Genomic DNA, 24,225 nt, shown 5'->3' on the forward strand with positions numbered 1-24,225 from the left:
ACGTCCGGACATCGAGTTCGTGCTGCGAGGATTGCGCGAATACGATCCGACGAAGGATTCGACGGTCGCCGGCGGCGTCGGTCCGCAGCGCATCGATGATCCTTCGACGTGGGTGCACACGCTCGTGCCGGCGATCCACAGGCTGAACTACCAGCTCGGCCTGCGTGGCCTTCGTTCCGACCGCACAATCGTTGGCGAGGGCAAGTCGCTCGGCCAGCTCGATCTGCCGTCGTATTTCGCGGCGATCAACTATTGCCGTACGTTGCGCAAGGGCAAGCCGACCTATCAATGCTCGCTCTGGGTCGACAGTGATACCGATCATACGGAAGCGCTGTCCGCATTCGACGACGCCATGGCTGGCTACGCGATCAACCGGCGCGGTCTGTCGGGTGTCATCGTTGGCGCGCCGCAGATCCCGGTGCTGGAAATCACGCAGACCGATATCCCGGTGAAGCGGGCCAAGCAGAAACAGCTGCGCAAATCCGCCTTCGCGCTGTTCAATCACCTCTCCGGCCAGTTCACTTCTCCGGAAGCGATGTGGAATCCAGAGAGCCTGAAGACGATTGTCGTGAATGCCGACGTCGCCGCCGACAAGCGGGCGCGGCAGACGTCGAACGATTTCCTGCAGGTACATGATCCGGACATTGCGCAGTACCTGCTGAACATCCGCTATCGCCAGAACCGCAAGGGCGGCACGGCCACAGTGCCGGTTAGCCGGCGCGTTGGTTTTGCTGTTCAGGAAGGCGAATGGGTCGCCTTCGAAGGCAAGACCTGGATGGTGATGGAGTGGCAGCTCTCGGAAGCGTTCGAGGTCACGTTCGTCCTCGGGGAAGTTGGCGCCGACATTTACGATGATGGCGATATCGCGCCCGGCCCGATCGTCATCCCGCCGACGCCGCCGATCAATCCATCGCTGCTTTCCGTCATTCAAGATTTCAACGTCGAGGCGGGCATCATTGCCGGCGCCAACGGCAGCCAGATGCCATGCCTTAAATTCACGTGGACGCCTCCGAACGATCCGACGATCACTGCTGTCAACATTACCTATGCGATTATTGATGGCAGCCAGACCTTTCAGGACGTCTGCATCGAGCCGGAATCTGGCGAGCTCTTCACGACGAAGAACGTTGTTTCCGGCAAGAGCTACCGCGCGAAAGCGACGATCACGACAGTGCCCGATCGTTTGCGCACCGAGACGCCATGGCGTGCCACGTCGGTTCCGACAGGCAACCTAGACGTCCTCGACAACTCGATCACGGCGGCGAAGATCGCGGAAGCAGCGATCACCGCAAACAAAATCATCAATGAGGCAATCACCAGCCTCAAACTCGCCAATCAGGCCGTGACGACAGCAAAGCTCCAGGTCGCGGCGGTGAGCAGCGACATTCTTGCGTCGCAGGCCGTGATTTCGAGCAAGCTGGCCGATGCAGCTGTAACGGCCCAGAAGCTTGCCAGTGAAGCGGTCGACGCGACCAAGTTCGCCTCGGGCATCAAGCCCGTGGAGGTCGTCAGCGCCCTGCCGACGACGGGTAACGCCGAGGGGCGGCAAGCCTATCTGACGACCGATGGCAAGGTTTACCGCTATCGCAATGGCCAGTGGGTGAAGGATACGGCGGCGGCCGACATTACAGGGCAACTCGTCTCCGGTCAGTTGGCCGACGCCTTGATCACAAACAGCAAGCTCGCCGCACTTGCGGTTGACGCGGCCAAGCTGGCGACGAACGCCGTCACTGAAACCAAGATTGCCGATAACGCGATCACTACGCCGAAGCTGGTCGCGGGCTCGGTCGTGGCCGACAAGATTGCCACGAATGCGATCACTGCGCGGACCCTCTTGCTTGCCGACTTGGAGAACCTGATCCCGAACGGCGGCTTTGAAGACACGGCCGCCATTACTGATTATTGGGGCGCGCCAAACAATGGCGGCACCCTTGGCTATCTGAGCAGGGCCAGCTACCCGACGCTGGTAAGGACCGGCACCCATTCGCTGATACTTCAGAAACCAACAGGCGACCTCACTGTATCGGTTTCTGTTGCTGGGGTTGCCTCGGCGACGTTCCCGGTCAAGGAGGGCGAAACCCTCTATGGCGAAACCTCGATCAGGACGAACCAGACGCCGGCGAGCGCGGGAGCTTTCTTCCGCATTCGTTGGTATGACGCCGCGAAGGTGGCAACGGGCGGGTTCGCTGACATCATGGTCAACGTCCCCATCACAGCGTCATGGGTGACCTATTCCCGTCAGTTCGTTGTGCCTGCCGGCGCGGCTTTTGCGCGGGTTGAACTCTTCAACCACAACACACAGACAACGACGCAGAACTTGATCTTCGACCAGTTGATCTTGCGTCGTGCGAACGCCGCAAACTTGATCGTGGACGGCAGCTTGACGGCAACGATGATCGCAGCGTCGGCGATCACGTCGGACAAGCTTGCAGCATACTCTGTGGTCGCCGGAAAGATTGCGGTCGGAGCTGTTGCTGCCGATCAGATCGCGGCGAATGCCATCACCACCGCAAAACTCGCTGCCGGTGCCATCACTGCCGACAAGTTGGCGATTGGCGTCGGCGCGAACTACATCGAGAACTCCGACTTCGTTGCCGGCCTGACGGCATGGGGGATGCGCCACTCCAGCGCGCCTTCATTCTTCAGCTATCAAATGAGGACAGACACCTACGGCGTAGCGGGCGGGTCGCTTCAAATTCTCCACACCCGTCTGAACTCGGGCGATGTCTTCGACGTCGGGCCATGGGACGTCGTCACAAACGCAATCAAGCAATACCCGGTAGAGGCGGGCGAACGTTACGAGTTCTCGGCCTACACCTATGCCCACCGTGCCGACAGGCGATTGTACATCGGGTGGTTTGATGCATCGGGCGCGAACATAGCCTACCCGGTTACGGCTGCGATCCCTTCAGAAGACGGAAATCCTGTCGGGCTCTTGTCGAACTACCGCCGCCAAACCTTGTTTGCCACCGCGCCTGCAAACGCAGCATCGGCCGTCGTCTTCATTCGTCATGCCGGCACACAGACCGGCGCGACCAGTTACGTTTGGTTTAAGAACGCCTTCTTCGGGAAAGCGTCCTCGAATCAGACCGAGCCGTCGCCGTGGTCGCCGTCCGGAACCACGATGGTCACAGGCGGGCAGATCGTCACCGGCTCCATTGTTGCCGACAACATCGCCACCAACGCCATCACGACAGCGAAGATAGCGGTCGGTGCTGTCACCGCTACCGAGATCGCTACAGGCGCCATTACCGCCGTCAAGATCGCGGCTGCCGCGATTACCGGCGACAAGATTGCGGCGAACACAATCGGCGCAAACCACATTGCCGCGAACGCGATCACCGCCAAACAGCTGGTGTTGACCGACTACACAAATCTTGTCGCGAACGGTTATTTCGATGAGGGCAGCATCAGCAACTACTGGGGCGCGGTCAGCGGCTCCGGCAGTTTCTACCTACTCACCGAGGCGCAGTACGTCCAAACCGGTGCTTACTCGGTCAACCTGCAAAAGGGGACTGGCAACGAGGCGGGGAGCATCAACGTTCAGATGCTGCCCGACTACGACATTCCGGTCAGAGCCGGGGAGGTTCTGTATGGAGAAACTTCCGTCCGAGGGAACCAAGGCGCACAGGCGGCGGGCGCGTACTTCCGCGTCCTTTGGCTGACTTCTGCCAAGGTGCTGATCAGTTCGTCCGACGTCGTAAGCAACGCCCCGATCCCGTCTGCTTTCACGGTGCGTACAGGCAAGGTGACGGCCCCCGCGAACGCCAAGTTCGCCAGGGTTCAGCTTTTCCACCACAACTCCTCTGCCGTTAACAACCTGATCTTTGACCGCCTCGTATTGATGCGGGCAAATGCGGCAGAGCTGATCGTTGATGGCTCCATTACGGCCGATAAGCTGAACGTGAACAACCTCTCGGCCATCTCCGCGAACTTCGGCGACGCCTACTTCTCCGGCGTTGCCCGCAGCGTCAACGGCAAGCTCTTGTTGGACTTCAACAATGGCGGCATCGAGGTGTTTACCTGATGGCGAGGATCCGAATAGGCAACGACTACACCGGCTCCGGTGCCCTCAAGGTCATGAAGAACAATGCAGACAATCCCTATTCGACGCCGGATAGTGAGCGCTGGAAGTTCCTCTATAACAGCAAGTTCGCCATTCAAGCGAGCTTGTGTGACATATGGGTGGTGAACACGTTCCAGGCTGGCAGCGGCCCCAGCTACTATCCTCCGGGAAGCAATTCCGCGACGTTCACTTACATGTCTGTCACCACTGCGCAGGGAACGCTTTGGGGTTTTCGCAACACCGCGTTCCCTACGCTCCGGTATAACGTCCCGTTGTTTGACGTTAAGGCGAAAAAGGGCGGCGGAAGCAACGTCTACAATCAACAGATGGTCGCCTGGACCGATAACGGTGCCTACTACAACGGTCAGGGCGGCTTCTATGCCGTGGGAAATTTCGCTCAAATTGGATGGGCGGAAAACATGGTCCTCAACAACAATCTGGGGAACTTCTCCTACGGGACTCCGATCATTGTCACGCCGAACGACACCATCGATGCATTCAATAAATTCCGATCGCGCGACAAGCGGTTGATCGTCTGGAATTTGCCGGGCAACAACGTCGCGCCGGATGATGCGCCTGTCCTGACGCCGAACGGCACCAAGACCATCAAGATCACGTCAACTGAGACGAAGATTGCCAGGCCGGGCTACAACGTCGACACCGCAACGGCTCAGCAGATGGCTTTCGATCCCTCGAAAATGCCGGTGAAGGTGATCGCTGCGGCAGATATCGCGCTTCCCGCTGGCGTGAGCTACTACAACACCGGAGTTTCCCTCCCGGATACCGTCGTGTTGGACGTTCATTTTTACGACAGCGCGACGATCATGTACCCGTCCAATCCGCAGGTTCTCGATTTCGGCGCCGAGTATTGGTTTGACGGGACGAATATCGGCTTCAGCGCGACGAAGGCGATGCGCGCTCGGTTCATGCTCTATCTTGAGGACACAAGCGCACCGACCGGTGGAAGCAATAAGCCCTTGCGGACGTTCACTGAGGGAGGCGTGGACGTCGTCCAACTCCTTCGCCCAGGTTCCGCCGACCCGCCGTCATGGGCGGATATCGTCATCGATACGCGGCGTCCGCAAGTCCAAATCCTGGCGCAAGGGTATTTCGCCTTCGGTGCGGGTAACGACCTGATTACGGACATTCCATTTGACGGGACCGGCATGTTCCCGATGGTGAAATACCTGACGCATCACGGCGCCGGCAACGGTGCGAGCCTCGGACAAAGCAACCTCCCGATGTCGTGGAGTGCGTTGTGGCGACTGCCGTTCGTGAAGCGGCTGAAATACAGCTACAGCGGCCAAGCCCACGCAGGGGAAAGCACCTATTGCGAGCTGACGGCCAACAACGCCCGGTTCCACACCTTCGCGGGCAATGTCGGCGATTACTACAATCGCGCCGACAGTCCCGGCAACTGGCGCACGTCAGGCGCCTATGCGCCCGTCGGCATCCGTTACTTCATCTTCGGCATCCCCGCCTAATCCCAACGAGAGAACCCCAATGTACAGCATCGAGAACAGCTATAACCCGATGATTGAAGCCCTCCTGAAAGGCGTTCAGGCCGGCCAAGGCGAATACTGGATGGCCTCCATCGCCTGGTGGCTCGGCCGGCAGGATTTCTTCAACTGCCGGGACTTCTGGTTCACCGTCGCCGGCAAACTGACCGCCGAGCTGCCGGCCGCCCAGCGTGCTCGGGTCGTCGAGCAACTCGGTAAGCAGGAAGACGCCTACGTCGACCACCCGCCGATGACGTGGCCCGAGCTTCCTTCGATCGTCCAGAACCTGCAGGCCGAGTGGAACCCGGCTCCAGTCGAACCCGACCTACCGGCCATGCGTCTCGACGCCATCACCAAGATTGATCGCGATGCCGAAAAGTACCGCCTGAATTTCATCACCGCTGGATCGGGCCAGACGATGGCGTACCAGCAGAAGCTGACCGAAGCCCGGGCGGCGCTCGTGGATCCGCCGGCGCTGGAAAGCGACATCCCGCATATCGTTGCCGAAGCCGCACTTGATGGCGTCAGCGTAGCCGATAAGGCGGCGGAGATCATTGCCACGTTCGAGCAGTGGCAGGTTGTCTCCGCCAGTATCGAGGCAAAGCGGCTCGGCGCGAAAAAGGCGGTGGCGGCGGCTGAAACGGCTGCTGCGATTGAGTCTGCAGCCACCGTCAATTGGATGGGGGTATAAGGATGTCCTCGCTCGTCAACTCGCTCAAGCGCCAGAACACGCTACTGCAGGAAGAAAATGAGCGGCACGCTAACGGGCTCGACAGCCTGGCCAGCATGCTCAATGAAGCTCTGTCCGTCTTGGACGGGCACGATGCGAACTATGTGGCCAGTGTCCGCGCTCGCCTCGGCATTGCCCAGCCCTTAGGCGGAGCTGTCTCACAGCCCGTTGCCGATGGGCCCAAAGCGGAGCCCGCAGAAATAGCGCCAACCATCTAAATCTGGGTCGGATCCTCAACGCCATTGTCGGAACGGACGCATTCTCTAACTGCGTCGATGAAGTCCGCCACTAGTTCCCAGCTCGCGTCGAGGCGCTCTTTGTCCGGTAACGAGGCGATAAACGGCATGTGATTTGCCAGCGCCAAAAGCGTGTGCGTGGTTTGGCGTTCCACCTCCTTCCTTGTGGAATAGGGCGCCCGTATTTCGCGCAATAAACGCTGTACCCCCGTTGGGTATAGGGCTAGTCCAGCCGCCATGTATTCGGACAGTTGATCGTCAGAAAATCTCCGTTTCCGCCGTCGCTGTTGATCGGGCGCGTGAGCGTGGTCGGCCCTCTCCGCATTTGGGTGAACTGCAAACACCATCTGAAAAACGTGTTCGTCTCGCCGGCGTTTCCGCACCAGGTAGGAGAAAACGGCGGACGCTATGAGTCTGCGAACAATGGAGCGCCGAATATCAGGCGACCAATTCAATCTCATCTCCGCAACCTATTCGCTCGTCGAACTGCAGCGGACAGTTATCAAAGTAGCACTAAAAAATAGGAAATCAGATGAACATGAACCGACGCATCAACGCGGCGGGCCTTGCGCTCGTCAAACAGTGGGAAGGCCTGAAGACGAAGGCCTATCGAGATGTAGGCGGCATCTGGACCATCGGCTACGGCCACACGAGCGCGGCCGGCGCTCCGACGGTGACACCAACCATGGTGATCACCGAGGCACGCGCCGAAGAGATCCTGCGCGCCGATCTCGCCCAGTTCGAGGAGCGGGTCGCACGGCTGGTGAAGGTGCCGTTGACGGATAACCAGCATGCCGTGCTCGTGTCCTTCGACTTCAACACCGGCAGGCTCGGCAAGTCGTCGCTGCTGAAAAAGCTGAATGCCGGTGACTATGACGCCGTACCGGCCGAGCTGATGAAGTGGGTCAACGCCGGCGGCAAGCGGGTGAAGGGTCTCGTCAATCGTCGCGCGGCCGAAGCCGGGCTTTGGGCCAAGGGCGAGTTCGTCTCGACCAACACGCAGCCGGCCGCACCGAAGGCGCCGGAAGTCGTGACGAAGGAAAATGTCAGCTGGCTTGCCGGCATCGTCTCGACGCTCGGCTTTGCCTTCACCGGCAATGGCCCGCTGCAGTGGGCACTCGCCGGCATCATTGTCGCGTCGTTTGCGGGCGGCGCCTTCCTCTTCATCCGCAATCGGCTCTATCCGGCATGATCCCCTGGCCGAAGATCCTCGGTGGCGTGCTCGTGCTCGCCGCCATCACCTGGACCGTTCTTGAGATCCGCGAGGACGGCGCCCGATCAATCACCAACGCATTCGAGAGGCAGAACAATGCGGCGGCACATTCCGCGGGCGATGCTCGCTCTGACTATGACACTTGCCCTGATGGGCTGTGGGACTTCGGCGCCAGCAAGTGTGGACGGCCTGCGGCGGGTCGTCGGGACTGACCTGGTCGGCGCGCGCGGGGCGACGCCGGCAGATCAGCGGAAGATTGACCGGACTGTCGTCGGGCTTTGCGCCGGTGGCGTCTGGACAAACGCGGAATGCGTGAGGCATGGGGAAGGGCGGTAATGGCATCCACAGAGACCGAAGCGGCTGTCCATCGCCAACTTGGCGAACTGGCGGCAGGAATGCGCGCCCTGCAGGACACCATGCGCCGAATAGAGGAAGGCGCTGACCGAGCGGAAGACAAGGCGGCCGAAAGCCGTGCCGGCGTGCATCGCCGAATGGATGAGCTTGTCGGTCGCGTCGGTCATCTCGAGACGTCTACGGCAACAATTGTTGCTGACGTGGCGGAGATGAAGCCGGTCACCGACGACGTGAAGCGATGGAAGCTGATGGGCATCGGTGCGCTCGGCGTCACCGGAATTGCGGCGATGGCGCTGGGGGTGAGTTTCGCCGAAGCGATACGGCGCATCGTGTTCGTCATCATTGGGAAGGTCTAAAAAAGAAACGCCCGCCCCTTGCTAGGGCGCGAAACTAAAAGGATGACCTCCGAGTGGCGGAGGCCATCCTTGCACACGATCCCGACGGATCATCATCTGAATCGCTTTTGTGCGTGCACTAATATAACCACAAGAGCGGAAAATAGTTCCCACAGCCCTTTGCGAGGCGCGCTGCCAGACGGCGGTCCATGATTAGAGAAACTCGGCCGTCTGCTTCAGCGCCTCGTGATCGTGGATGCCACTTTGAAAAAGGCTGATCAGCCGCGCCGCAAGCATATCGGCTTCCTCGCTGTCCAAGGCGAGATGCCTTTCCCGCACCAATTCCCGGAAGACGGCTTCAATCTTCTCGAAGTCGTCAGGCATTATCATCTCTTTGCGAGATCCAACCGATTTGTTCATAGCGCTAGCCCCCAGCCCGGGCGCAATAGGCCGACCTTAGCCCGCATTGAATTATGCGCTGTCACCGGGGCGATTCAACTCTGAAATTGCGGGGAGATCCAGACGGCCGTTGACGTTTGGAGGGCGATAGGCCGTCCGGATTCCGCGTTGGAGGTTGCCTTCCATAACGCCAACGCAAATCAAAAGCGCGAAGAACGCAACTGCCTTGAAAGAAGGTCTCAGCGGATTTCGGTGCCCGCCGAGACCTTGGAGGTTGTGACGTAATCCACCTTGTCAAAACGCCTAGCATCCGGGTTGGTTCCAGCGCCTGCGGAAGGGATCGATGAAAACGACAGCGCTTAGTGTTGCATCCCGAAGGGTTGCTGTCCGCTCTGAATTCGAGGTGTCGGGGCAACCCGCCTGCAGAACCAGCGGCCGCATTCGGTCAATGTCAATTCATCGGTATTGCCGAACCTAAATTCGTCCATCAGGAATTTTGCGAGGCGAGCGGCACGGGTATCTTGGCGCGGAATTCTTGCTTCGAAGCAAATTCGATCGAATATCCTTTGTAGGGTACCGATCTGTTCGGGTGCGAGTTCAAAGCCTGACTGGTCAACCTGAATAGCCATATAGACCTCCCTCTATGAGCTACCGCTTAAAGATAGCGAAATCTCCAATTGGCTCCAAGTGAGCAAAAGTTGAGATTTACGTGCGTCGACCGCCGTTGGTAGAGAGCTCTGTAGCGCACAAAGAAACGGCCCCTTGCGGAAGGGGCCGAGAGAGTGGGACAGCGGCCGCGGGGGGAGTGGCAGCTGTCACAGGTAGGCGCTAAACGCGGAAGCCAAGGAATTGTTCCAACCTGCTTGGGAGCGTTACCGCGTTATCATCTCTATGCGAGGTCCTGCTGGCTTCGCTGCAAGTGTCGCTCCTCCAAGAGGGCGAGCAGCTCTACCACATCTACCTGCAGGTCACGGCAGACCTCCTCGTATTCGTCTATCAGCGCTTCTCGACGGGGAACTTCACGCAGGAGCTTGTCGAGCGTCGTTGATGCCAATGCATAGCATTCAAAGAGATCGTCCAATCGCTCGTCCTTGATTGCGAGCAACCACCGACGATGGCGCGGTAGCGCCATACCCAGGCGAGCCCGCCCTAGCTTTAACAAGCTCATTTTGCCTCCTGTTGCCGGAAAGCTATTTCGCCTCTACCTGGGGAAGGTACACGGCGACATCCCGACTATTGTCGTTGAGAATTTCGCCGCCAACGATCAGGTAAACGGCTATCGCTGCTACCGAGAGAAGCATCACGCCGATCGGCAACCCGGTTGATGCGGTTTTTTCCGGCTGCTGAAATCTGTGCCTTTCATACATCCCGATAACTCCCATGGTCTCCTCCAATTGGTAACAGCCCCAGAGCTGCAGGGACGGAAACAAACGCTCTGGAGCCGTTACCCACCCATGACTTTTTCTTCTGAGGGTCTTCAGCGACATGGGCTAATTGAGGAATTTAGCGCGACGCGACGGCGCAACAATCGACCTCAGACCTTTGCCAAGGGCTGGTCAGACTGAAGTCCCACGCCGGAACTTTTCGCCGGGTCGCGAGTTTTGGCGCACTCTGCCGACGGCATCCAGGCTATGTTGGACACAGTAGCCCACCCAGTCGACACGCGCGTTATGCGCGCGCTCCTGCAGCGCATCGAGGCGGACAACGCGACGGCAATCAGCTTCTACGATGATGACACATTGCCGCTTCCGTGCATCTAATGCGCCATGGTGAAAGGACCACCAAAACAACAGTCAGTCGCCCCCATGCCAGATCGCGTCGAGCCTTGCCTCGCGCTGCTTGCCAAGAGGGTGCCGGCCGCTGGCGACTGGGCATTCGAAATCAATTGGGATGGCTATCGCCTGGCGGTTCATGTCGAGCCGAGCCGGGTGCGTATCCTGACGCGTGGTGGCCATGACTGGACGCACCGTTTCCCGGCGATCGAGGCGGCAGCGAAGGTTTTTGGGCCAACAACCATGATTCTCGACGGCGAGGCGGTCGTGCTCGACGAGGGCGGGCGTTCGAACTTCGGCCTGCTTCAGGCGGCATTGGGCGGCCGAGGGGGCAAGCGCGAAGCCGATGAGGCGCGGTTCTATGCCTTCGATCTCCTCTACTTTGACGGTCACGACCTGCGGGGCATGGAACAGCGGGAGCGCCGGACGATGCTCGAAGATGCGATCGCCGAGGGCGGCACGGTTATTCGATTGTCAGAAGAGATTGAAGGCGAGGGCGCGGCTATCCTTGCGCATGCCTGCAAGCTCGGCCTTGAAGGTATTATCGCCAAGGACAGGCGGGCGCCGTACCGTTCAGGCCGGCTCGGTGATTGGCTCAAATTGAAGTGCATCCAGAGTGACGGCTTTATCGTCGTGGGATATGAACCTTCAACGAAAGTGACCGGAGCGATTTCGCGACTGCTGCTGGCTGCGAGGCGAGGCGACGAGTTGGTCTATGTTGGCGGCGTCGGCACAGGCTTTACCGACAAGATGGCCCGCGACCTTCGCAAGCAACTGGCAGCCATGCCGGCAAAGGTGCCGCCGGTCGCGCTCAAGCGAAAGAACGCTGTGTTCTGCGAACCGGTATTCGTCGCCGAAATCACCTATACCGAGATCACCAGCGACGGGAAGTTGCGGCATCCATCGTTCAAAGGGCTGCGCGAGCTGGCCGACAATGGCGACGTCTTCGATCTCAAAAAATAGGCCCCGGGGAAGAGGGGCCTAATCAAGGTTCGGGGAACAACTTAAAGAGAGTGCCCGAAAAAAGGTTCCCGCATCAATCCCGCTCGGCGAGGATTTTCTGCACCCGGGCCAGTTTGTTTTCTGCTTTCTCAAGCCGCTGGAGAAGCACGTTCGGTTTCTCGGCCCTGTCGTCCATTGAAAAGTCCCCGATGATTTCCATCGGGTGGGCGTTCAGGACTTCGCAGATCTGAATCAAGGTTGGAACGGAGATGCGGTTCGCCCCGCGCTCATATTTCTGAATCTGCTGGAACGTTATGCCAAGCGATGTCGCCACCTTTTCCTGGGAAAGCCCCCGCATTTGGCGAATCGTTCTGAGACGCTCACCAATTTGCAGGGAAAGCTCCATCGAGGTTTCGTTCATCTTGGCCATGTATACGCACTCCGCTTCTGAAACTCGGGCCTATATGGAACAAGACAATCTGGCATCACAACTCGCAGATCTGCGGGTAGACAGGCGGCGTCATCCCTGAACCGGGCGCACGCCACCAGCCGGCGCCTGTATCCGCACCTCGACGTTCTTGCGGCCGCACTTGGCGCACTTCACGTGCCCCCTGATATAAAGAGAGTGATCGCGCCCGAGCTTCTTCACAAACGGCTCTATCGGGCTGATTCCGCCGCGGCGGCAATCCAGGCACCAGAGATTAAACCGATAGCCGTCATCCAGCAGTCTTCCGAGCGTATCTATAATGACCGGCTGTTTCCCAGACATGCGCTTTCTTCCTCGATCGAGGTTTTGACAAGCCGCATGTCGTGAAAGGCGCCCGCCAGCGCCGGTGAGTTAGGACCTCTTGGCAGGTGGCCATTCGATCCGGTGTTCGAAGCAATACCAGTTTGGCGCTGCTCGTCCGTGGGCATAGCCGAAGCTCCCCCACTTCGTGCAGCCCGGATGCTCGCAAAGGTGCTCGACCAGGCCGCTTTCCGCTCTCTTGGTAGCGCCGACTTCGTCACTCATTCTGCAGGGCCTTCTCAATGCTTATGTTCTACAAATGTTCTCATTGAGGCAGAGAGTCAACACCGAGATTTCGCGAGTAAGCGTCCTGCTGCGGGAGCGTTATGGGGACACGAAGAAAAGAATGGCAGTAAGCAACCACAGCAGGACACCGATCAATCCCGCCATATCAGCGCGGCACATCAGCGAGCCATCGGCGACCCGTTTGAACCCGAGCCAGCTGAAACCTCTATCGGCCGAGGCTATTGGTTGAACGCGCACCTTTCCGAGAGTGATGATTGGCAGTACCAGCCTAGCGGTGGTGTAGCCAAACAACTCAAGAAGAACGTCAATCAAGTCACAACTCCGGTGCAAGGTTACATGGCCGCAGAATGGGATAATCAGCGACATCGGTTAATACCCGGCGAAGATAGGCTTCGACGCCTACTTGGGGAGGGATTAATGCGGTTTCCGCGCGAGCAGCACAACGCCGGCACCAAGCTCGAACATTTCGAGATCGGCATTTTCTAGGAAATAGTTGTCTGCAAGCTCGATCAATGCCGTCGCGACTTCCTCGCGTGACCAACCGGACAGTTGCGCTCGATCGGCAAGTGACAGGAATTCGCCCTCCAAAGCCTCCTGGCAAAGGAGGTCACGATCTGGGTGGTATTTTGGATGCTTCGGCGCAGGAATTTTTCGCATGACGTTTCCTCCTGCCGAAGATGGTAGGGCGCGGGCTTTTGTTCTCAAGGGATGTCTAATTCACTGATGCCTTCTCGAACACGATGTGCATGTCTGTCCAACCGCGCTGGTAGGCCTCCTCGAGCACGTCGCTCCACACGTCGTCGTCGACCCCGTTGACCCAATTTGCATGAGCAAGGTGAAAGATGCCCACTAGGCAAAACTCACGCAAATCGTCGTCGTCAAGCTCGGTGATGAATGAGGTCGGTTCCATGATTGTCTCCTTTGATCGGAGGCTAGGCCATGGTCCGGACGGCGCGATAGTCGCAAAAGTGAGGGGCCTTGGCGATTAAGACGGAAACAAAATCGAGTCGCAGAGTCCCGAAATAATTCCCGAAGCGAGTAGGTGTACAGGCCGCAAACGCCTGAATTAGCCCTCTCTCCTGGGGGGCAAGGGGTCGTGGGCTCGAATCGCGCCGTTAGAAATAATTCTCATCCACCGATTGATGCTCTTGAAGCTACAACCCCCACCATGTCACAGGTGCACTCTGTCGAGAGAACTGCGGGGACGGATGAGCGAACGAGGAAATACGCCAGGTCAATCGCTTGGCAAGACCGGGATCGTAATTGGTATCTGGGCGCTAGCTGGTGCACTGCCTGTATTGGCCAAGATGTTTGGCATTCAGTTCTTGCCGTCGACGGAGTGGCTGAACCGCACATTCCTTGTGGGCGTTGGTGTTGGTCTGATTTCTGCCGGCGGCGCAGTTTGGATCGTCTGCAGAAGGTTGGCCACGGCTCCGGACGGCGGCGAGGTCAGAAAGGCGGTGGCCGTGATCGGTGCTCCGCTTCTTGGTTATTTGTTCGGGAATCACGCTGTCGTCTTCACTGGTCCGATGATCATTGCATTGCTGGCCGGGAGCCAGGTCGAGCTTTCTTTCACCGTTGCCGATGCCAACCGGCACATTTCCAGTCGATGCCCGTCTTCGATCGAGCTGCAAAGTTTTCCAATCGTGTTCGAGCGCCTGTGTGGCGTTCCGGAGGAGGTTAGGCGCAATCTGGTCTCTGGCGGTCACATTATTGTCAGCGGCCGAGGTACCAGCTTGGGCATTTATGCTGACAGGCTCCGCGCAGATAAATAGACGATTGCGCTGCGGCTACGACCGCAGGCTAGGCACAAAAATGCCCCCTTCTTAGTTGGCAGGGCACCGAGAACCGAACAAGAACGCTTTACGGGATTTTTCCGGGACTATTCGGGCTGTTCTCGTGAGTCTAGTGCCAAAACGTTCCGGTTTCGGGTGTTTCGCACAATTCGCCGATTCGCGAAAAATCATTTAAATTCAAGGAGGTAGGTGGCGACCCCTGCAGGATTCGAACCTGCGACAACCTGCTTAGAAGGCAGGTGCTCTATCCAACTGAGCTAAGGGGCCGTTCCGGGCAGGGCCCGTCGAAAACGGCAGGACCTCAATGGGTCCAGGGCTGCATCCGGCTGAAACGGAAATTGTCCGGGTAGGACACAGTCTTGCGCGTCGCCTCTTTCGGCGCGATCACGCGGTATTCGATGCCGTTGCGTTCAGCGTAGGCGATTGCCTGTTCCGCACTTTCGAAAGTCAGTCGCAGTTGCTGCAACGTGTCGCCGGAGCTGGTGTAGCCCATGATCGGATCGATGGTGCGCGGCTTTTCCTGATCGAACTCCAGCAACCACAGATTCGTCTTGGCTTTACCAGACTGCATGGCGGTCTTTGCTGGACGATAGATCTTTGCGGACATTGTCTCGAACGGCTCCGTTATTTCGCTGGTGGAGCATTTTGCGGCCCCAACATGCGTCTTCCCATAGCGCAGAATGATTTAAAACGGAATGACTTTCAGACGGATAAATCTGGCTTTTCGTCCGTATTTTGTCAGTGCAAGGTGAGTGGTCGATTTACCATGAGGTGGCAATGGCATCACCGCATCCTGCGATCCGGGGCACAAAATGCCCGATATGCCCACATATTGGCGGCAACCAACATCGAGGGCAACTAATAACATAAGATTTTCAAGGGATTTCGTTGGTCGGAGTGGAGAGATTCGAACTCCCGACCCTCTGGTCCCAAACCAGATGCGCTACCAGGCTGCGCTACACTCCGTGCCAACGGCGCCGGAGATACACGCTTCACCCACGCCCTGCAACATGAAATTTCACGTTGACCGACACGGGAGGCCAAATGTGATGCGATGAGAGGGCGCCTTGGCGGCCAATATGCCGGAATTTCAGGCTCTGGTGCCGATTTCTCATTTTCATTTAGTACTCCCTAAACTCCATGCGATAGAGGCGCAGCGACAAACAAACACGCCGAGCCGGATCGATGACCGCCCAACTTGACCTCGCAACTGTGCTGCTGCTTCACAAATCGTCGTTTCTGGTCGGTGCGTTGTGTTTTCTTTATCTCCGGTGGCAGTCACCCCGGAACGAGGGGCTCGGCATTCTGGCAGCCGGGTTTCTTTTTCTCGCTCTGGCCTCGACGCTCTCAGGGTATGGCGAGCAGAAGCTGCTACCCGCTATTCTATGGACGCTTTCCAGTTTTACACTTGGTCTTGGCGGCTACGCCCTGTTCTGGATCGGTTTGCGCCGGCTGAGCGGCCAAAGGCGCCACCGGGCGGATTGGTTGGCGCTTGCCATTCCTTTGACCGGCGCGATTGCCGGCCTGATCACGCACTTCCACGTCATCAATTCTATACGCGCAAGTGCATTCAATACCGGTGCCTTCCTGTTTCTCGCCGCGTCCGCCTTTGCAGTCGTCGCAGATCGGAAAAGCGAGCCGCTGCCGGTCAGGACCATCTTCGCGGCTTCACTCGCAATCGGCGCCACGCTCTGCCTTGCCGTCGTGGTTGGCCTGCTCAAGCCGGATATCCTGCCGATCACCACGACCTACGCCTTCTTCCTGCTGATCATCAGCCACTTCGCCATTGCGCTCTTTGCACTGGTGCTGGTCAAGGAGCGGGCGGAGGCGGCATTGCGGCGAACGGCCGACACGGACATGCTGACCGGTGTGGGAAACCGTCGGTGGTTCCTGTCGCAACTGCCGCGTTTCGGCTGGAAGGGCGACGCCCTTGCAGTCATGGATCTCGATTTCTTCAAACGCATCAATGATCGCTACGGCCATCAGGCGGGCGACCAGGTGCTGATCGCCTTTGCCGAACTGGTGCGGGCAAACCTGCGCGCGACCGATTGTTTCGCAAGGCTCGGCGGCGAGGAGTTCGGGCTCTACCTTCCGATAACGAACGAGGTGCAGGCGCGAGCGATCGTCGAGCGGTTGCGGCTTGCCACCGAACAATTGCACATCCATTGCGACGGCCAGCGCATTGCCGTCAGTGTCAGCATCGGGTTTGTCGTCGGACAGGATGCGAAAAGCAGCTGGGAAGAGCTCTTCAGTATGGCAGATGCCGCACTCTATCAGGCCAAGGATGCTGGCCGTAACTGCATAGTCGCCTATGCCCCGCCACCGGCTTCGTTCGCAATTGGCATACCAATCGCACGGACAGGTTGAGTTTGACGCGAGGCAGTCGATGATCCGGCTGTCCGCCCTTGCGCGTCGCTATTTCGGGAGCCGGCACATCGCTGGCCTTTTGTCTCCTTAAGAACCTTGGATAAAAAAACGGGCCGGTCGGATCTAGGTCCGGCCGGCGTTCCGGCAATATCGCGGAAAGGGGAACGTCTCTGCGCGGGGCTGCAGCACCGCGCGAAGGGAGATCGATTGCCACCTGATAATGCCTGAATGCGGTCCGCCCAATTGACATTTTACGCCAGAAATTTGACATTTCTCGCATGTCTGGCACTGAGAAAATACAATCTATGATCGATGTCGTGGTGGTCGTGCTGCCGGAATCGTCGATCATGTCGCTGGCCTCCGTGCTGGATCCGATGCGCGCTGCCAACCGCGTCTCGGGCCGCCAGGTCTTTCGTTGGCGGTTGCTTTCGGCCGACGGTGAGCCGGTCATCCTGACATGCGGTATACCGATCGCGGTCGACGGCACGTTCTCGCTGCCGCTTGAAGGCGATGTCCTGCTGGCGATCGGTGGCTTCAATCTCGATCGGCATGTCGGGCGCCGGTTCATCGCCACGCTTCAGGAATGCGCCCGCCATTTTGGCATCGTGGCCGGCATCGAATCGGGCTGCTGGCTGCTCGGCCGCAGCGGTCTGCTCAACGGCCGCAAGGCAACCGCCCACTGGGAGGAGCTGGAGGATTTCAGCCAGGCATTTCCAGCATTGACGGTGCTGGGGGATCGGTTCGTCACCGATGGAAAGTTCTGGACCTCCGGTGGTGCGTCACCGACCTTCGACATGATGCTGCACCTCATCACCCAGCGCCTCGGCTCGGCGCTGGCGCTCGATGTCGCCAGCATCTTCGTCTACGACCAGACCCACAGCGCGACGGACATCCAGCCCGTGGTGTCTCTCGGGCGGATCGAGACCCGCGATCCCGGTTTGGCTGAGGCGATCCGCCTGATGGAGCGAACGCTCGAACGGCCGCTGACGGTGTCGGCGCTTGCACGCCGGCTGTCCATTTCGCAGCGGAAGCTGGAACTGCTGTTTACAAAGGGATTATCGACCAGCCCCGGCGCCTATTACCTGCGCCTGCGCCTGCAGGTGGCGCATCGACTGGTGCGCGATTCGGGCAGCCCGATCCGCGAGATCGCGCTGCGCTGTGGCTTCGACAGCCTGTCGGCTTTTTCCCGCGCCTATAGCCGCGAATATGGGACGAGCCCGCTGAAGATGCGTAGCAGGCACCGCGGCGCGGGTGCGACGTCGGAAGGTGGCGAGGGGATCTGAAGGTTGTGAGCGCACCGAACCTTTGCCAGCCATTATTATGTTTGGCGGTCGCGCTATCGGACGCCTGGGCTGCTGCTATTGGCAGCGTGCTTCGAAGCGGCGGCCATAGCGATCCCGATAGATACAATAGCCGTCACGCTCCCGGGAACGACCAATCAGGTTGCCCATAATGCCGCCGGCCACAGCGCCGATAGCCGCGCCGCCCCAGCTGTCGCTCACCACGCCTCCGATGATTGCGCCGGTTCCTGCACCGATTGCAGTCCCTCGCTCTGTCTGAGTGCAGGACGCGAGGGTACCAATCATTCCAACCGCAATGACAAGCTTTCTCATGCTTTCATCCCTTTGCTCGATATCAACCCGGGGCCTGGTGCACGTCTTTGCATCCACGGCGTGAGGTTCAGCATCTACGCAATGCTTGCAATTGTCGATAGTGCCGATTCTCAAAGGCGGCCGGCGCGCTGCTTGGCCTCTCATCCGCGCGGCCGCTGGGAAAGCTCCAACTACGCCGGCAAGAAAGTTGCATTTCTGACCAATGCACCGATCCCGCCTGTCGGCGGACGTACAGCCAGTTCAGAAGATCCACGAGGTTGTCGACTTTCCTGCCCGCTACCGAATGCCAATGGCTGGCACGGTCACCACCTGCGTCTGTACAAGCAGCGCCGGCCGGTACGGTGACCTGTGTTTCTGGCGAAGCATTCCCATATCTTAGCAACGCGGAAGGCAAGGGCGTTCCAGTTAGGGCACGGCGATTTTGAGGGATTTCGATGTACGGTGGCGACTCACTAAGGAGCAGCGATCAAGTGATTTTTAGCTAAGCGCTTGAATTTAAGTGGTGAGCGCGCAGGGATTCGAACCCTGGACCTACTGATTAAAAGTCAGTTGCTCTACCGGCTGAGCTACGCGCTCCCTGGCCGCGGCGGTGAAGCCCGGCGGAAGTGGGCGGACATATGCACTTGAGCTTCCCGCCGGTCAACCCAAAAATTACGGCTTTCGTGAAGAAATGGTGCATGGCGCAATGATCGCCAAAAGGTGATTGGTATCGTCACGGTCATGCGGCTAAGGAATGGCCCAAATACCGCATGCCGGAGTTCTTGCCGTTGTCGATTGCCGATATTTCGATCTGGACCGCCATTCTCGCTGGCGCTCTGTCCTTTCTTTCGCCCTGTGTTCTGCCGCTTGTCCCGCCCTATCTCTGCTATATGGCCGGGGTGTCGGTCGACCAGTTCCGCAGCGGCGAGGTGGTTTCTGCCCGCAGCACCCGGCGCGCCGTTCTGCCGGCGGCGCTTCTGTTTACGCTCGGCTTTGCGACCGTGTTCGTGTCGCTCGGTGCCGGCGCATCCTCGATCGGCCTGCTGTTGCGCCAGCACATGGATCTCCTGTCGCGTATCGGCGGCGTGGTGATCATCATCATGGGCCTGCATTTCCTTGGCGTGTTCAAGATCGGCCTGCTTGCCCGCGAGGCGCGGTTTCAAGGCGGCGGCAAGCCGGCGACGCTGTCGGGCGCCTATATCATGGGCCTTGCCTTCGCCTTTGGCTGGACGCCGTGTATTGGTCCGGTGCTCGGCACGATTCTCGGCGTTGCAGCTGCGCGCGATACGGTCACGGACGGCGCCATGCTTCTGGCCGTCTATTCGCTCGGGCTTGCGATCCCGTTCTGGATCGCCGCCGGTTTTTCCGGTGCGTTCATGCGCTTTCTCCTGCGGTTCCGTCGCCATCTCGGTCTCGTCGAAAAGCTGATGGGCGCGCTTCTGGTGCTGGCCGGCCTTGCCTTCCTCTTCGGCTTCATCAGCTCCGTCGCCATCTGGTTCCAGCAGACCTTCCCGATTCTGATGAAAATCGGCTAGGTCATCAGCGGGTCAATGGACGGGGTTGGCCCTAGCCAAGTGCGCCTCAACCTATTGGAATCGATCGGGTTGATGATATTGGGTTGAACAGGCCCGATTGCGTGAGGGGCGTGTGCATCGTGCCCAACGCGTGGGTACCGCGACAGCGACCGGGTTATGAGCGGGGATTACGTGCCCGCTCAATGTGTCGCATGAGCATGGTCGGGGAGAGGCATGACGGAAATTGCTGGCCTGGTATTGCCGTTCTTCGGGTTGATCTTTCTCGGCTATCTCACCGCCCGCTTCGTCGAGCATCCAGGCGAAGCGATGGGGTGGCTGAACACCTTCATCATCTATCTCGCCTTGCCGGCGCTGTTCTTCAAGCTGGTGTCGCGAACGCCGATCGAGCAACTGACACGAGCAGATTTTATCCTGACGAGCGTCGGTGCGACCTATGTGGTCTTTTCGCTGATCTTCATCATCGGGCTCTACGTCCGGCGCAATACCGTTGGCGAAGCGACGATCCAGGGTTTTGCCGCGGCCTATGGCAATATCGGCTATATGGGGCCGGGCCTCGCCTTGCTGGCGCTGGGTGACGCGGCGGCGGTGCCGGTCGCACTGATTTTCTGCTTCGAGAATGCGGCGCACTTTACCGTGGCGCCGGCGATGATGGCGCTTTCCGGTGGGCGAAAGGAAAAGCCTGCGGTTCTGGCCCTTGGCATCGCCCGCAAGATCATCCTGCATCCGTTCATTCTGTCGACCCTTGCCGGCGTCATCGCGGCGTTTTTCGCGGTCCAGCCTCCGCTGCCGGCGCAGCGGTTGATCGACTATCTGGCGCAGGCCGCCGCTCCTTGCGCGTTGTTTGCGATGGGTGTGACGCTGGCGCTCCGGCCGATCAAACGCATCCCGGTCGAGATCGGCTATATCGTGCCGGCCAAGCTTATCCTGCATCCGGTGCTGGTGTTCACGGCGCTCGGCCTGACGGGCAACTATGATCCGGTGTGGGTGCAGACGGCCGTGCTGCTGGCGGCGCTGCCGACAGCGACCAATGTCTTTGTCATCGGCCACCAATATGGCGTCTGGCAGGAGCGGGCCTCTGCGACGATCCTGATCACGACGCTGCTTTCGGTCGCAACCGTGACCGGGCTGCTCTATCTGATCCGCTCAGGCGCTCTTCCGGCCGATCTTTTCCCGTAAGCTGTCCTTCAACGCGTGAAACGCGCTGCCGGGGTGCACGCCTTCGCGCATCAGCAGGCTGCGCAGCGGTCCGGCAGCCGAGAGGATGTGCAGGCCGACGGCGCGCAGCGCCTGAACCGGCAGGAAACTCGACAGCAGCGATCGGTTCAACAGATCGACGCTCGCCGTGCGGCTAACGATATCGAGGCGGCGCCGACTGTCGAACCGGTCGCCGATGTCGCCCGCGAGATTGTCGTCCGTCTTTGCGCCGATCAGATCGACCAGCGTCATCGCGTCGCGAAGGCTCAAGTTGAGACCCTGGGCGCCGATTGGCGGAAAGGCGTGCGCCGCTTCGCCGACGAGCGCGACCCGGCCCTTGCCGAAGCGATGAGCGCTCATGCCCGACAGCGGGAAGGACTGTGGGCTGCCTTCGACCGTGACCTTGCCGAGGATCGACTGCATCCGGTCTTCGACGGCGCGCGAGAGTGCGGCGAGATCGAGCGCCAGCGTGGCTGCGGCATCGTCGGGCTTGCGCACCCAGACGAGGCTCGAGCGGTTGCCGGGCAGGGGCACCTGGGTGAAGGGCCCGCTCTCGGTGTGAAACTCCGTCGAGGTGTCCTGGTGGGAAAGCTCGTGCGAAAAGTTGAGGACGACGGCCGTCTGCGGATAGGACCAGGTGCTGACCGAAATCTTGGCGGCTTCCCGCACCGGCGACCGACGGCCGTCGGCACCGACGACCAGATCGGCGGTGATGTCGCGCCCGTCATCGAGCGAGATCCGCACCTTGTCGCCGGAGAGGTCGAAATCGGACGCTGACATCGTCATGCGATCGAGCGTCTCCGTCTCGGATGCCCGCTCCCGCAGAATGTCGAGGAAGGGGGCGTTCGGAATGTTGTAGCCGAAGGCCGCAAGGCCGACTTCCGACGCGCGGAAGTTCACTGTCGGCGCGCGCAGCAGGCGGTTTGTCCCATCCAGAATGCGCATCGTTGATAGCGGCGCCGTCAGCGGCTGCACCTTCTCCCAGAGGTTCAATTTCTTCAGATAGTCGATCGACTGGTCCATCAACGCGGTCGTCCGTCCGTCTGATGATGCCGGTTCCGGTCCGATCAGCGCGACGCGGTAGCCGCTCTCCGCGAGAGCGATCGCTGCCAGAGAACCCGCGAGGCCAGCGCCGACGACGGCGATGTCGTAATGATCCATGATGGAAAGAACCCTTTCGCTCGCGCCATCAAGCGCCTGCTGCTTTCATCTCATCTTACTTCTAGTCTTGGGCAGAGGCGAAATAAATGGGTTGAATCAGCGCAGAAGCAATTTGAAAGTGTCCACAGAACAATCTTCGCCGGACAAAGGCGTGCTTGAATTTTGCTGGCGATGCGTTGCAAAGGGTGCATATTACGCGCAATGCGCCGCCACAGCGGTTGAGGCAGAGAGTAAAACTCTGTCTGGGGAAATGCAGAAGGGGATAGGCGGCGTCCGCAGATGAAGTTTTTCAACTACAAACGAGTCCCCTACGCCGAGATCCGCGCCTTCTCCGTGCACATATTGACCGCCTCCGGGTCATTCCTCGCTTTTCTTGGCGTCGTCGCCGCGGCCGAACACCGCTTCGTCGATATGTTCTGGTGGCTCGGCCTGGCCTTGCTGGTGGATGGCATCGATGGTCCGATCGCCCGCAAGGTGCGGGTCAAGGAAGTGCTTCCCAATTGGTCGGGCGACACGCTCGACAACGTCATCGACTATGTGACTTACGTGCTCCTGCCGGCGTTTGCGCTCTACCAGAGCGGCATGATCGGCGAGCCATGGTCCTTCGTTGCGGCCGGCGCCATCGTTGTCTCAAGCGCGATCTACTATGCCGACATGGGCATGAAGACCGACGAATACTTTTTCTCGGGCTTTCCCGTCGTCTGGAACATGGTCGTCTTTACGCTGTTCGTCATCCAGGCGAGCGAGCTGACCGCCTCGATCGTCGTCTTCGTATCGGTAGTGTTGACCTTCCTGCCGATCAACTTCCTGCATCCGGTGCGCGTCCAGCGGTTAAGACCGCTCAACCTCGGTGTCTTTTTCCTCTGGTCGGCGCTCAGCATGTACGCCCTGCTTCTGCATTTCGTGACACCGGCCTGGGTGGTGACCGGTGTTCTTGCAACAGGCATCTATCTCTACGTGATTGGTTTCGTCCTGCAGATCCTCCCCAAGCTCGGCCGGACCTAGGAGCTCTTCGATGGCACAGGCAATTGTCGTACGCGAACTCGGTGGACCTGAAGTCCTGAAGCTGGAGGGCGTTACGCTCTCGCCGCCGGGGCCGGGTGAGGTGCAGATCCGCCAGGTGGCTGTCGGGTTGAATTTCATCGACGTCTATTTCCGCACCGGGCTCTACAAGTCCGCCTCGGGCCTGCCCTTTGTCCCGGGCAAGGAAGGTGCGGGGATCGTGACGGCTGTCGGTGATGGCGTCAGCCTCTTCGGTGTTGGCGACCGGGTGGCCTACGCCTCGTCGGATGGCGCCTATGCCAGCGAGCGAAACGTCGAAGCCTCGCAACTGGTCAAGGTGCCGGACGGCATCTCGCTTGAGACGGCGGCGGCGATGATGCTGAAAGGTATGACCGCGCAATATCTGCTCAATCAGACATTCCAGGTTGGGCCTGAAACGACGCTGCTCTTCCATGCTGCTGCCGGCGGCGTCGGCTTGATTGCCGGCCAATGGGCAAAGGCTCTGGGTGCAACCGTCATTGGTACGGCCGGATCGCAGGACAAGATCGATCTGGCGCTTGCCCATGGCTATGACCACGTCATCAACTACCGCACGGACGATTTCGTTGCCCGGGTCAAGGAACTGACCGACGGCAAGGGTGTTGATGTCGTTTATGATTCGGTCGGCAAGGACACCTATCCGGCCTCGCTCGATTGCCTGAAATCGCGCGGCCTCTGGGTGAGCTTCGGCAATTCGTCCGGTCCTGTCGATGCCTTCAGCATCGGCATTCTGGCACAGAAGGGTTCGCTGTTTGCGACGCGTCCGACACTCTTCGGGTATGTGCAGACGCGGCCTGCGCTTGAAGCGTGTGCAAATTCCCTCTTTGATATTGTGCAAAGCAACAAAGTGCGTATCAATATCAATCAGACTTATCCGCTTGCCGACGCCGGTCGCGCGCATACGGATCTTGAGACAAGAAAAACGAGTGGAACAACACTGCTGATTCCTTGATCGAAGCC

The 24,225-nt window shown here is 59.3% G+C and carries 30 protein-coding genes and 3 tRNA genes; 17 read left to right on the top strand and 16 right to left on the bottom strand.

Annotated elements, in window-relative coordinates; genetic code table 11:
- Window positions 1-19: 19 nt before the first annotated feature.
- From BKP54_RS36765 to BKP54_RS25785, 8 genes are all read left to right on the top strand, one after another.
- Window positions 20-4,027 carry a hypothetical protein gene (locus BKP54_RS36765; RefSeq protein ID WP_245317903.1) on the top strand — a complete coding sequence of 1,336 codons (4,008 nt, stop codon included), beginning with the start codon at window positions 20-22 and terminating at the stop codon, window positions 4,025-4,027.
- Window positions 4,027-5,550, top strand: coding sequence for a hypothetical protein (locus BKP54_RS25750; RefSeq protein WP_084815130.1), 1,524 nt, complete (start codon window positions 4,027-4,029; stop codon window positions 5,548-5,550). Before BKP54_RS36765 ends, BKP54_RS25750 begins: the two co-directional genes overlap by 1 nt.
- 19 nt (window positions 5,551-5,569) lie before the next feature.
- Window positions 5,570-6,256, top strand: a complete 687-nt coding sequence (locus BKP54_RS25755) for a hypothetical protein (RefSeq protein WP_084815131.1) — start codon at window positions 5,570-5,572, stop codon at window positions 6,254-6,256.
- 2 nt (window positions 6,257-6,258) lie between these two features.
- The gene (locus BKP54_RS25760) at window positions 6,259-6,513 is read left to right on the top strand and encodes a hypothetical protein (RefSeq protein WP_084815132.1); all 255 of its coding nucleotides are present in this window, start codon (window positions 6,259-6,261) and stop codon (window positions 6,511-6,513) included.
- 556 nt (window positions 6,514-7,069) lie between these two features.
- Window positions 7,070-7,723 carry a lysozyme gene (locus BKP54_RS25770; protein ID WP_084815151.1) on the top strand — a complete coding sequence of 218 codons (654 nt, stop codon included), beginning with the start codon at window positions 7,070-7,072 and terminating at the stop codon, window positions 7,721-7,723.
- Window positions 7,720-7,956, top strand: coding sequence for a hypothetical protein (locus BKP54_RS25775; RefSeq protein WP_128090498.1), 237 nt, complete (start codon window positions 7,720-7,722; stop codon window positions 7,954-7,956). The genes BKP54_RS25770 and BKP54_RS25775 overlap by 4 nt, the downstream gene beginning before the upstream one ends.
- Window positions 7,841-8,080 carry a hypothetical protein gene (locus BKP54_RS36770; protein WP_084815152.1) on the top strand — a complete coding sequence of 80 codons (240 nt, stop codon included), beginning with the start codon at window positions 7,841-7,843 and terminating at the stop codon, window positions 8,078-8,080. The genes BKP54_RS25775 and BKP54_RS36770 overlap by 116 nt, the downstream gene beginning before the upstream one ends.
- A complete protein-coding gene (locus tag BKP54_RS25785) occupies window positions 8,080-8,454 on the top strand; it encodes a DUF1515 family protein (RefSeq protein ID WP_244496112.1) in 375 nt (124 codons plus the stop codon). Before BKP54_RS36770 ends, BKP54_RS25785 begins: the two co-directional genes overlap by 1 nt.
- A 192-nt stretch (window positions 8,455-8,646) precedes the next feature.
- Here the strand turns inward: BKP54_RS25785 and BKP54_RS25790 are convergent, their stop codons facing one another.
- Window positions 8,647-8,817, bottom strand: coding sequence for a hypothetical protein (locus tag BKP54_RS25790; protein ID WP_245317904.1), 171 nt, complete (start codon window positions 8,815-8,817; stop codon window positions 8,647-8,649).
- Window positions 8,818-9,191: 374 nt separating this feature from the next.
- Entirely contained in the window at window positions 9,192-9,461 is a 270-nt protein-coding gene (locus BKP54_RS25795; RefSeq protein WP_084815136.1) for a hypothetical protein, read from the bottom strand.
- A gap of 290 nt (window positions 9,462-9,751) precedes the next feature.
- Here BKP54_RS25795 and BKP54_RS37180 point away from each other — a divergent pair, with 290 nt between their 5' ends.
- The gene (locus BKP54_RS37180) at window positions 9,752-9,880 is read left to right on the top strand and encodes a hypothetical protein (RefSeq protein WP_280951682.1); all 129 of its coding nucleotides are present in this window, start codon (window positions 9,752-9,754) and stop codon (window positions 9,878-9,880) included.
- Window positions 9,881-10,022: 142 nt separating this feature from the next.
- Here the strand turns inward: BKP54_RS37180 and BKP54_RS35385 are convergent, their stop codons facing one another.
- Window positions 10,023-10,319, bottom strand: a complete 297-nt coding sequence (locus BKP54_RS35385; protein WP_128090499.1) for a hypothetical protein — start codon at window positions 10,317-10,319, stop codon at window positions 10,023-10,025.
- A 306-nt stretch (window positions 10,320-10,625) separates the two neighbouring features.
- Window positions 10,626-10,787 carry a hypothetical protein gene (locus tag BKP54_RS37360; RefSeq protein WP_348626764.1) on the bottom strand — a complete coding sequence of 54 codons (162 nt, stop codon included), beginning with the start codon at window positions 10,785-10,787 and terminating at the stop codon, window positions 10,626-10,628.
- Here BKP54_RS37360 and ligD point away from each other — a divergent pair.
- Entirely contained in the window at window positions 10,713-11,567 is an 855-nt protein-coding gene (ligD, locus tag BKP54_RS25810; RefSeq protein ID WP_348626763.1) for a non-homologous end-joining DNA ligase, read from the top strand. The genes BKP54_RS37360 and ligD overlap by 75 nt on opposite strands.
- A 73-nt stretch (window positions 11,568-11,640) precedes the next feature.
- Here ligD and BKP54_RS25815 read toward each other — a convergent pair whose 3' ends face one another.
- The 6 genes from BKP54_RS25815 to BKP54_RS25835 form a co-directional block, all read right to left on the bottom strand.
- Complete coding sequence (locus BKP54_RS25815; protein ID WP_084815140.1) at window positions 11,641-11,976, bottom strand: helix-turn-helix transcriptional regulator; 336 nt, start codon at window positions 11,974-11,976, stop codon at window positions 11,641-11,643.
- A 90-nt stretch (window positions 11,977-12,066) separates the two neighbouring features.
- The gene (locus BKP54_RS25820; protein ID WP_084815141.1) at window positions 12,067-12,315 is read right to left on the bottom strand and encodes a hypothetical protein; all 249 of its coding nucleotides are present in this window, start codon (window positions 12,313-12,315) and stop codon (window positions 12,067-12,069) included.
- A gap of 69 nt (window positions 12,316-12,384) precedes the next feature.
- Window positions 12,385-12,558: a hypothetical protein gene (locus tag BKP54_RS37365; protein ID WP_348626762.1), complete on the bottom strand. Its 174-nt coding sequence runs from the start codon at window positions 12,556-12,558 to the stop codon at window positions 12,385-12,387.
- 99 nt (window positions 12,559-12,657) lie between these two features.
- Window positions 12,658-12,891 (bottom strand): hypothetical protein, encoded by a 234-nt coding sequence (locus tag BKP54_RS25825; protein WP_245317906.1) that lies wholly within the window; start codon window positions 12,889-12,891, stop codon window positions 12,658-12,660.
- 102 nt (window positions 12,892-12,993) lie between these two features.
- Complete coding sequence (locus BKP54_RS25830) at window positions 12,994-13,236, bottom strand: hypothetical protein (protein WP_025430737.1); 243 nt, start codon at window positions 13,234-13,236, stop codon at window positions 12,994-12,996.
- Between the two features lie 55 nt (window positions 13,237-13,291).
- Complete coding sequence (locus BKP54_RS25835) at window positions 13,292-13,489, bottom strand: hypothetical protein (protein WP_084815143.1); 198 nt, start codon at window positions 13,487-13,489, stop codon at window positions 13,292-13,294.
- 298 nt (window positions 13,490-13,787) lie between these two features.
- Between BKP54_RS25835 and BKP54_RS25840 the strand changes: the two genes are divergently transcribed.
- Window positions 13,788-14,354: a hypothetical protein gene (locus BKP54_RS25840; RefSeq protein ID WP_128090500.1), complete on the top strand. Its 567-nt coding sequence runs from the start codon at window positions 13,788-13,790 to the stop codon at window positions 14,352-14,354.
- 211 nt (window positions 14,355-14,565) lie between these two features.
- Here BKP54_RS25840 and BKP54_RS25845 read toward each other — a convergent pair.
- The 3 genes from BKP54_RS25845 to BKP54_RS25855 all read right to left on the bottom strand — a co-directional run bounded on the left by BKP54_RS25845 (window position 14,566) and on the right by BKP54_RS25855 (window position 15,341).
- A tRNA-Arg gene (locus BKP54_RS25845) sits at window positions 14,566-14,642 on the bottom strand.
- A gap of 34 nt (window positions 14,643-14,676) precedes the next feature.
- Window positions 14,677-14,982 carry an ETC complex I subunit gene (locus BKP54_RS25850; RefSeq protein WP_025426983.1) on the bottom strand — a complete coding sequence of 102 codons (306 nt, stop codon included), beginning with the start codon at window positions 14,980-14,982 and terminating at the stop codon, window positions 14,677-14,679.
- 282 nt (window positions 14,983-15,264) lie between these two features.
- Window positions 15,265-15,341: transfer RNA gene (locus BKP54_RS25855), tRNA-Pro, on the bottom strand.
- A 219-nt stretch (window positions 15,342-15,560) separates the two neighbouring features.
- Here BKP54_RS25855 and BKP54_RS25860 point away from each other — a divergent pair.
- Together BKP54_RS25860 and BKP54_RS25865 are read left to right on the top strand one after the other, a co-directional pair.
- The gene (locus BKP54_RS25860; protein ID WP_084815145.1) at window positions 15,561-16,742 is read left to right on the top strand and encodes a GGDEF domain-containing protein; all 1,182 of its coding nucleotides are present in this window, start codon (window positions 15,561-15,563) and stop codon (window positions 16,740-16,742) included.
- Window positions 16,743-17,020: 278 nt separating this feature from the next.
- Window positions 17,021-18,025 (top strand): GlxA family transcriptional regulator, encoded by a 1,005-nt coding sequence (locus BKP54_RS25865; protein ID WP_025426984.1) that lies wholly within the window; start codon window positions 17,021-17,023, stop codon window positions 18,023-18,025.
- A gap of 75 nt (window positions 18,026-18,100) precedes the next feature.
- Here the strand turns inward: BKP54_RS25865 and BKP54_RS25870 are convergent, their stop codons facing one another.
- Together BKP54_RS25870 and BKP54_RS25875 are read right to left on the bottom strand one after the other, a co-directional pair.
- Complete coding sequence (locus BKP54_RS25870; RefSeq protein WP_025426985.1) at window positions 18,101-18,355, bottom strand: YMGG-like glycine zipper-containing protein; 255 nt, start codon at window positions 18,353-18,355, stop codon at window positions 18,101-18,103.
- 500 nt (window positions 18,356-18,855) lie between these two features.
- Window positions 18,856-18,931, bottom strand: a tRNA-Lys gene (locus BKP54_RS25875).
- A gap of 191 nt (window positions 18,932-19,122) precedes the next feature.
- On the opposite strand from BKP54_RS25875, the gene BKP54_RS25880 reads away from it, so the two are divergent.
- Window positions 19,123-19,869, top strand: coding sequence for a cytochrome c biogenesis CcdA family protein (locus tag BKP54_RS25880; protein ID WP_025426986.1), 747 nt, complete (start codon window positions 19,123-19,125; stop codon window positions 19,867-19,869).
- A gap of 213 nt (window positions 19,870-20,082) precedes the next feature.
- Entirely contained in the window at window positions 20,083-21,045 is a 963-nt protein-coding gene (locus BKP54_RS25885) for an AEC family transporter (RefSeq protein ID WP_025426987.1), read from the top strand.
- On the opposite strand, the gene BKP54_RS25890 is transcribed toward BKP54_RS25885, so the two are convergent.
- The gene (locus BKP54_RS25890; protein WP_025426988.1) at window positions 21,013-22,224 is read right to left on the bottom strand and encodes a UbiH/UbiF family hydroxylase; all 1,212 of its coding nucleotides are present in this window, start codon (window positions 22,222-22,224) and stop codon (window positions 21,013-21,015) included. The genes BKP54_RS25885 and BKP54_RS25890 overlap by 33 nt on opposite strands.
- Window positions 22,225-22,503: 279 nt before the next feature.
- Here BKP54_RS25890 and pcsA point away from each other — a divergent pair, with 279 nt between their 5' ends.
- Window positions 22,504-23,229 carry a phosphatidylcholine synthase gene (pcsA, locus tag BKP54_RS25895; RefSeq protein WP_025426989.1) on the top strand — a complete coding sequence of 242 codons (726 nt, stop codon included), beginning with the start codon at window positions 22,504-22,506 and terminating at the stop codon, window positions 23,227-23,229.
- A 10-nt stretch (window positions 23,230-23,239) separates the two neighbouring features.
- On the top strand, window positions 23,240-24,217 hold the full coding sequence (locus BKP54_RS25900) for a quinone oxidoreductase (RefSeq protein ID WP_025426990.1): 978 nt from the start codon (window positions 23,240-23,242) through the stop codon (window positions 24,215-24,217).
- The last annotated feature ends 8 nt before the right edge of the window (window positions 24,218-24,225 follow it).

It is taken from the genome of Ensifer sp. 1H6 (assembly GCF_001976035.1).
GTDB classification, from domain to species: domain Bacteria; phylum Pseudomonadota; class Alphaproteobacteria; order Rhizobiales; family Rhizobiaceae; genus Ensifer; species Ensifer canadensis.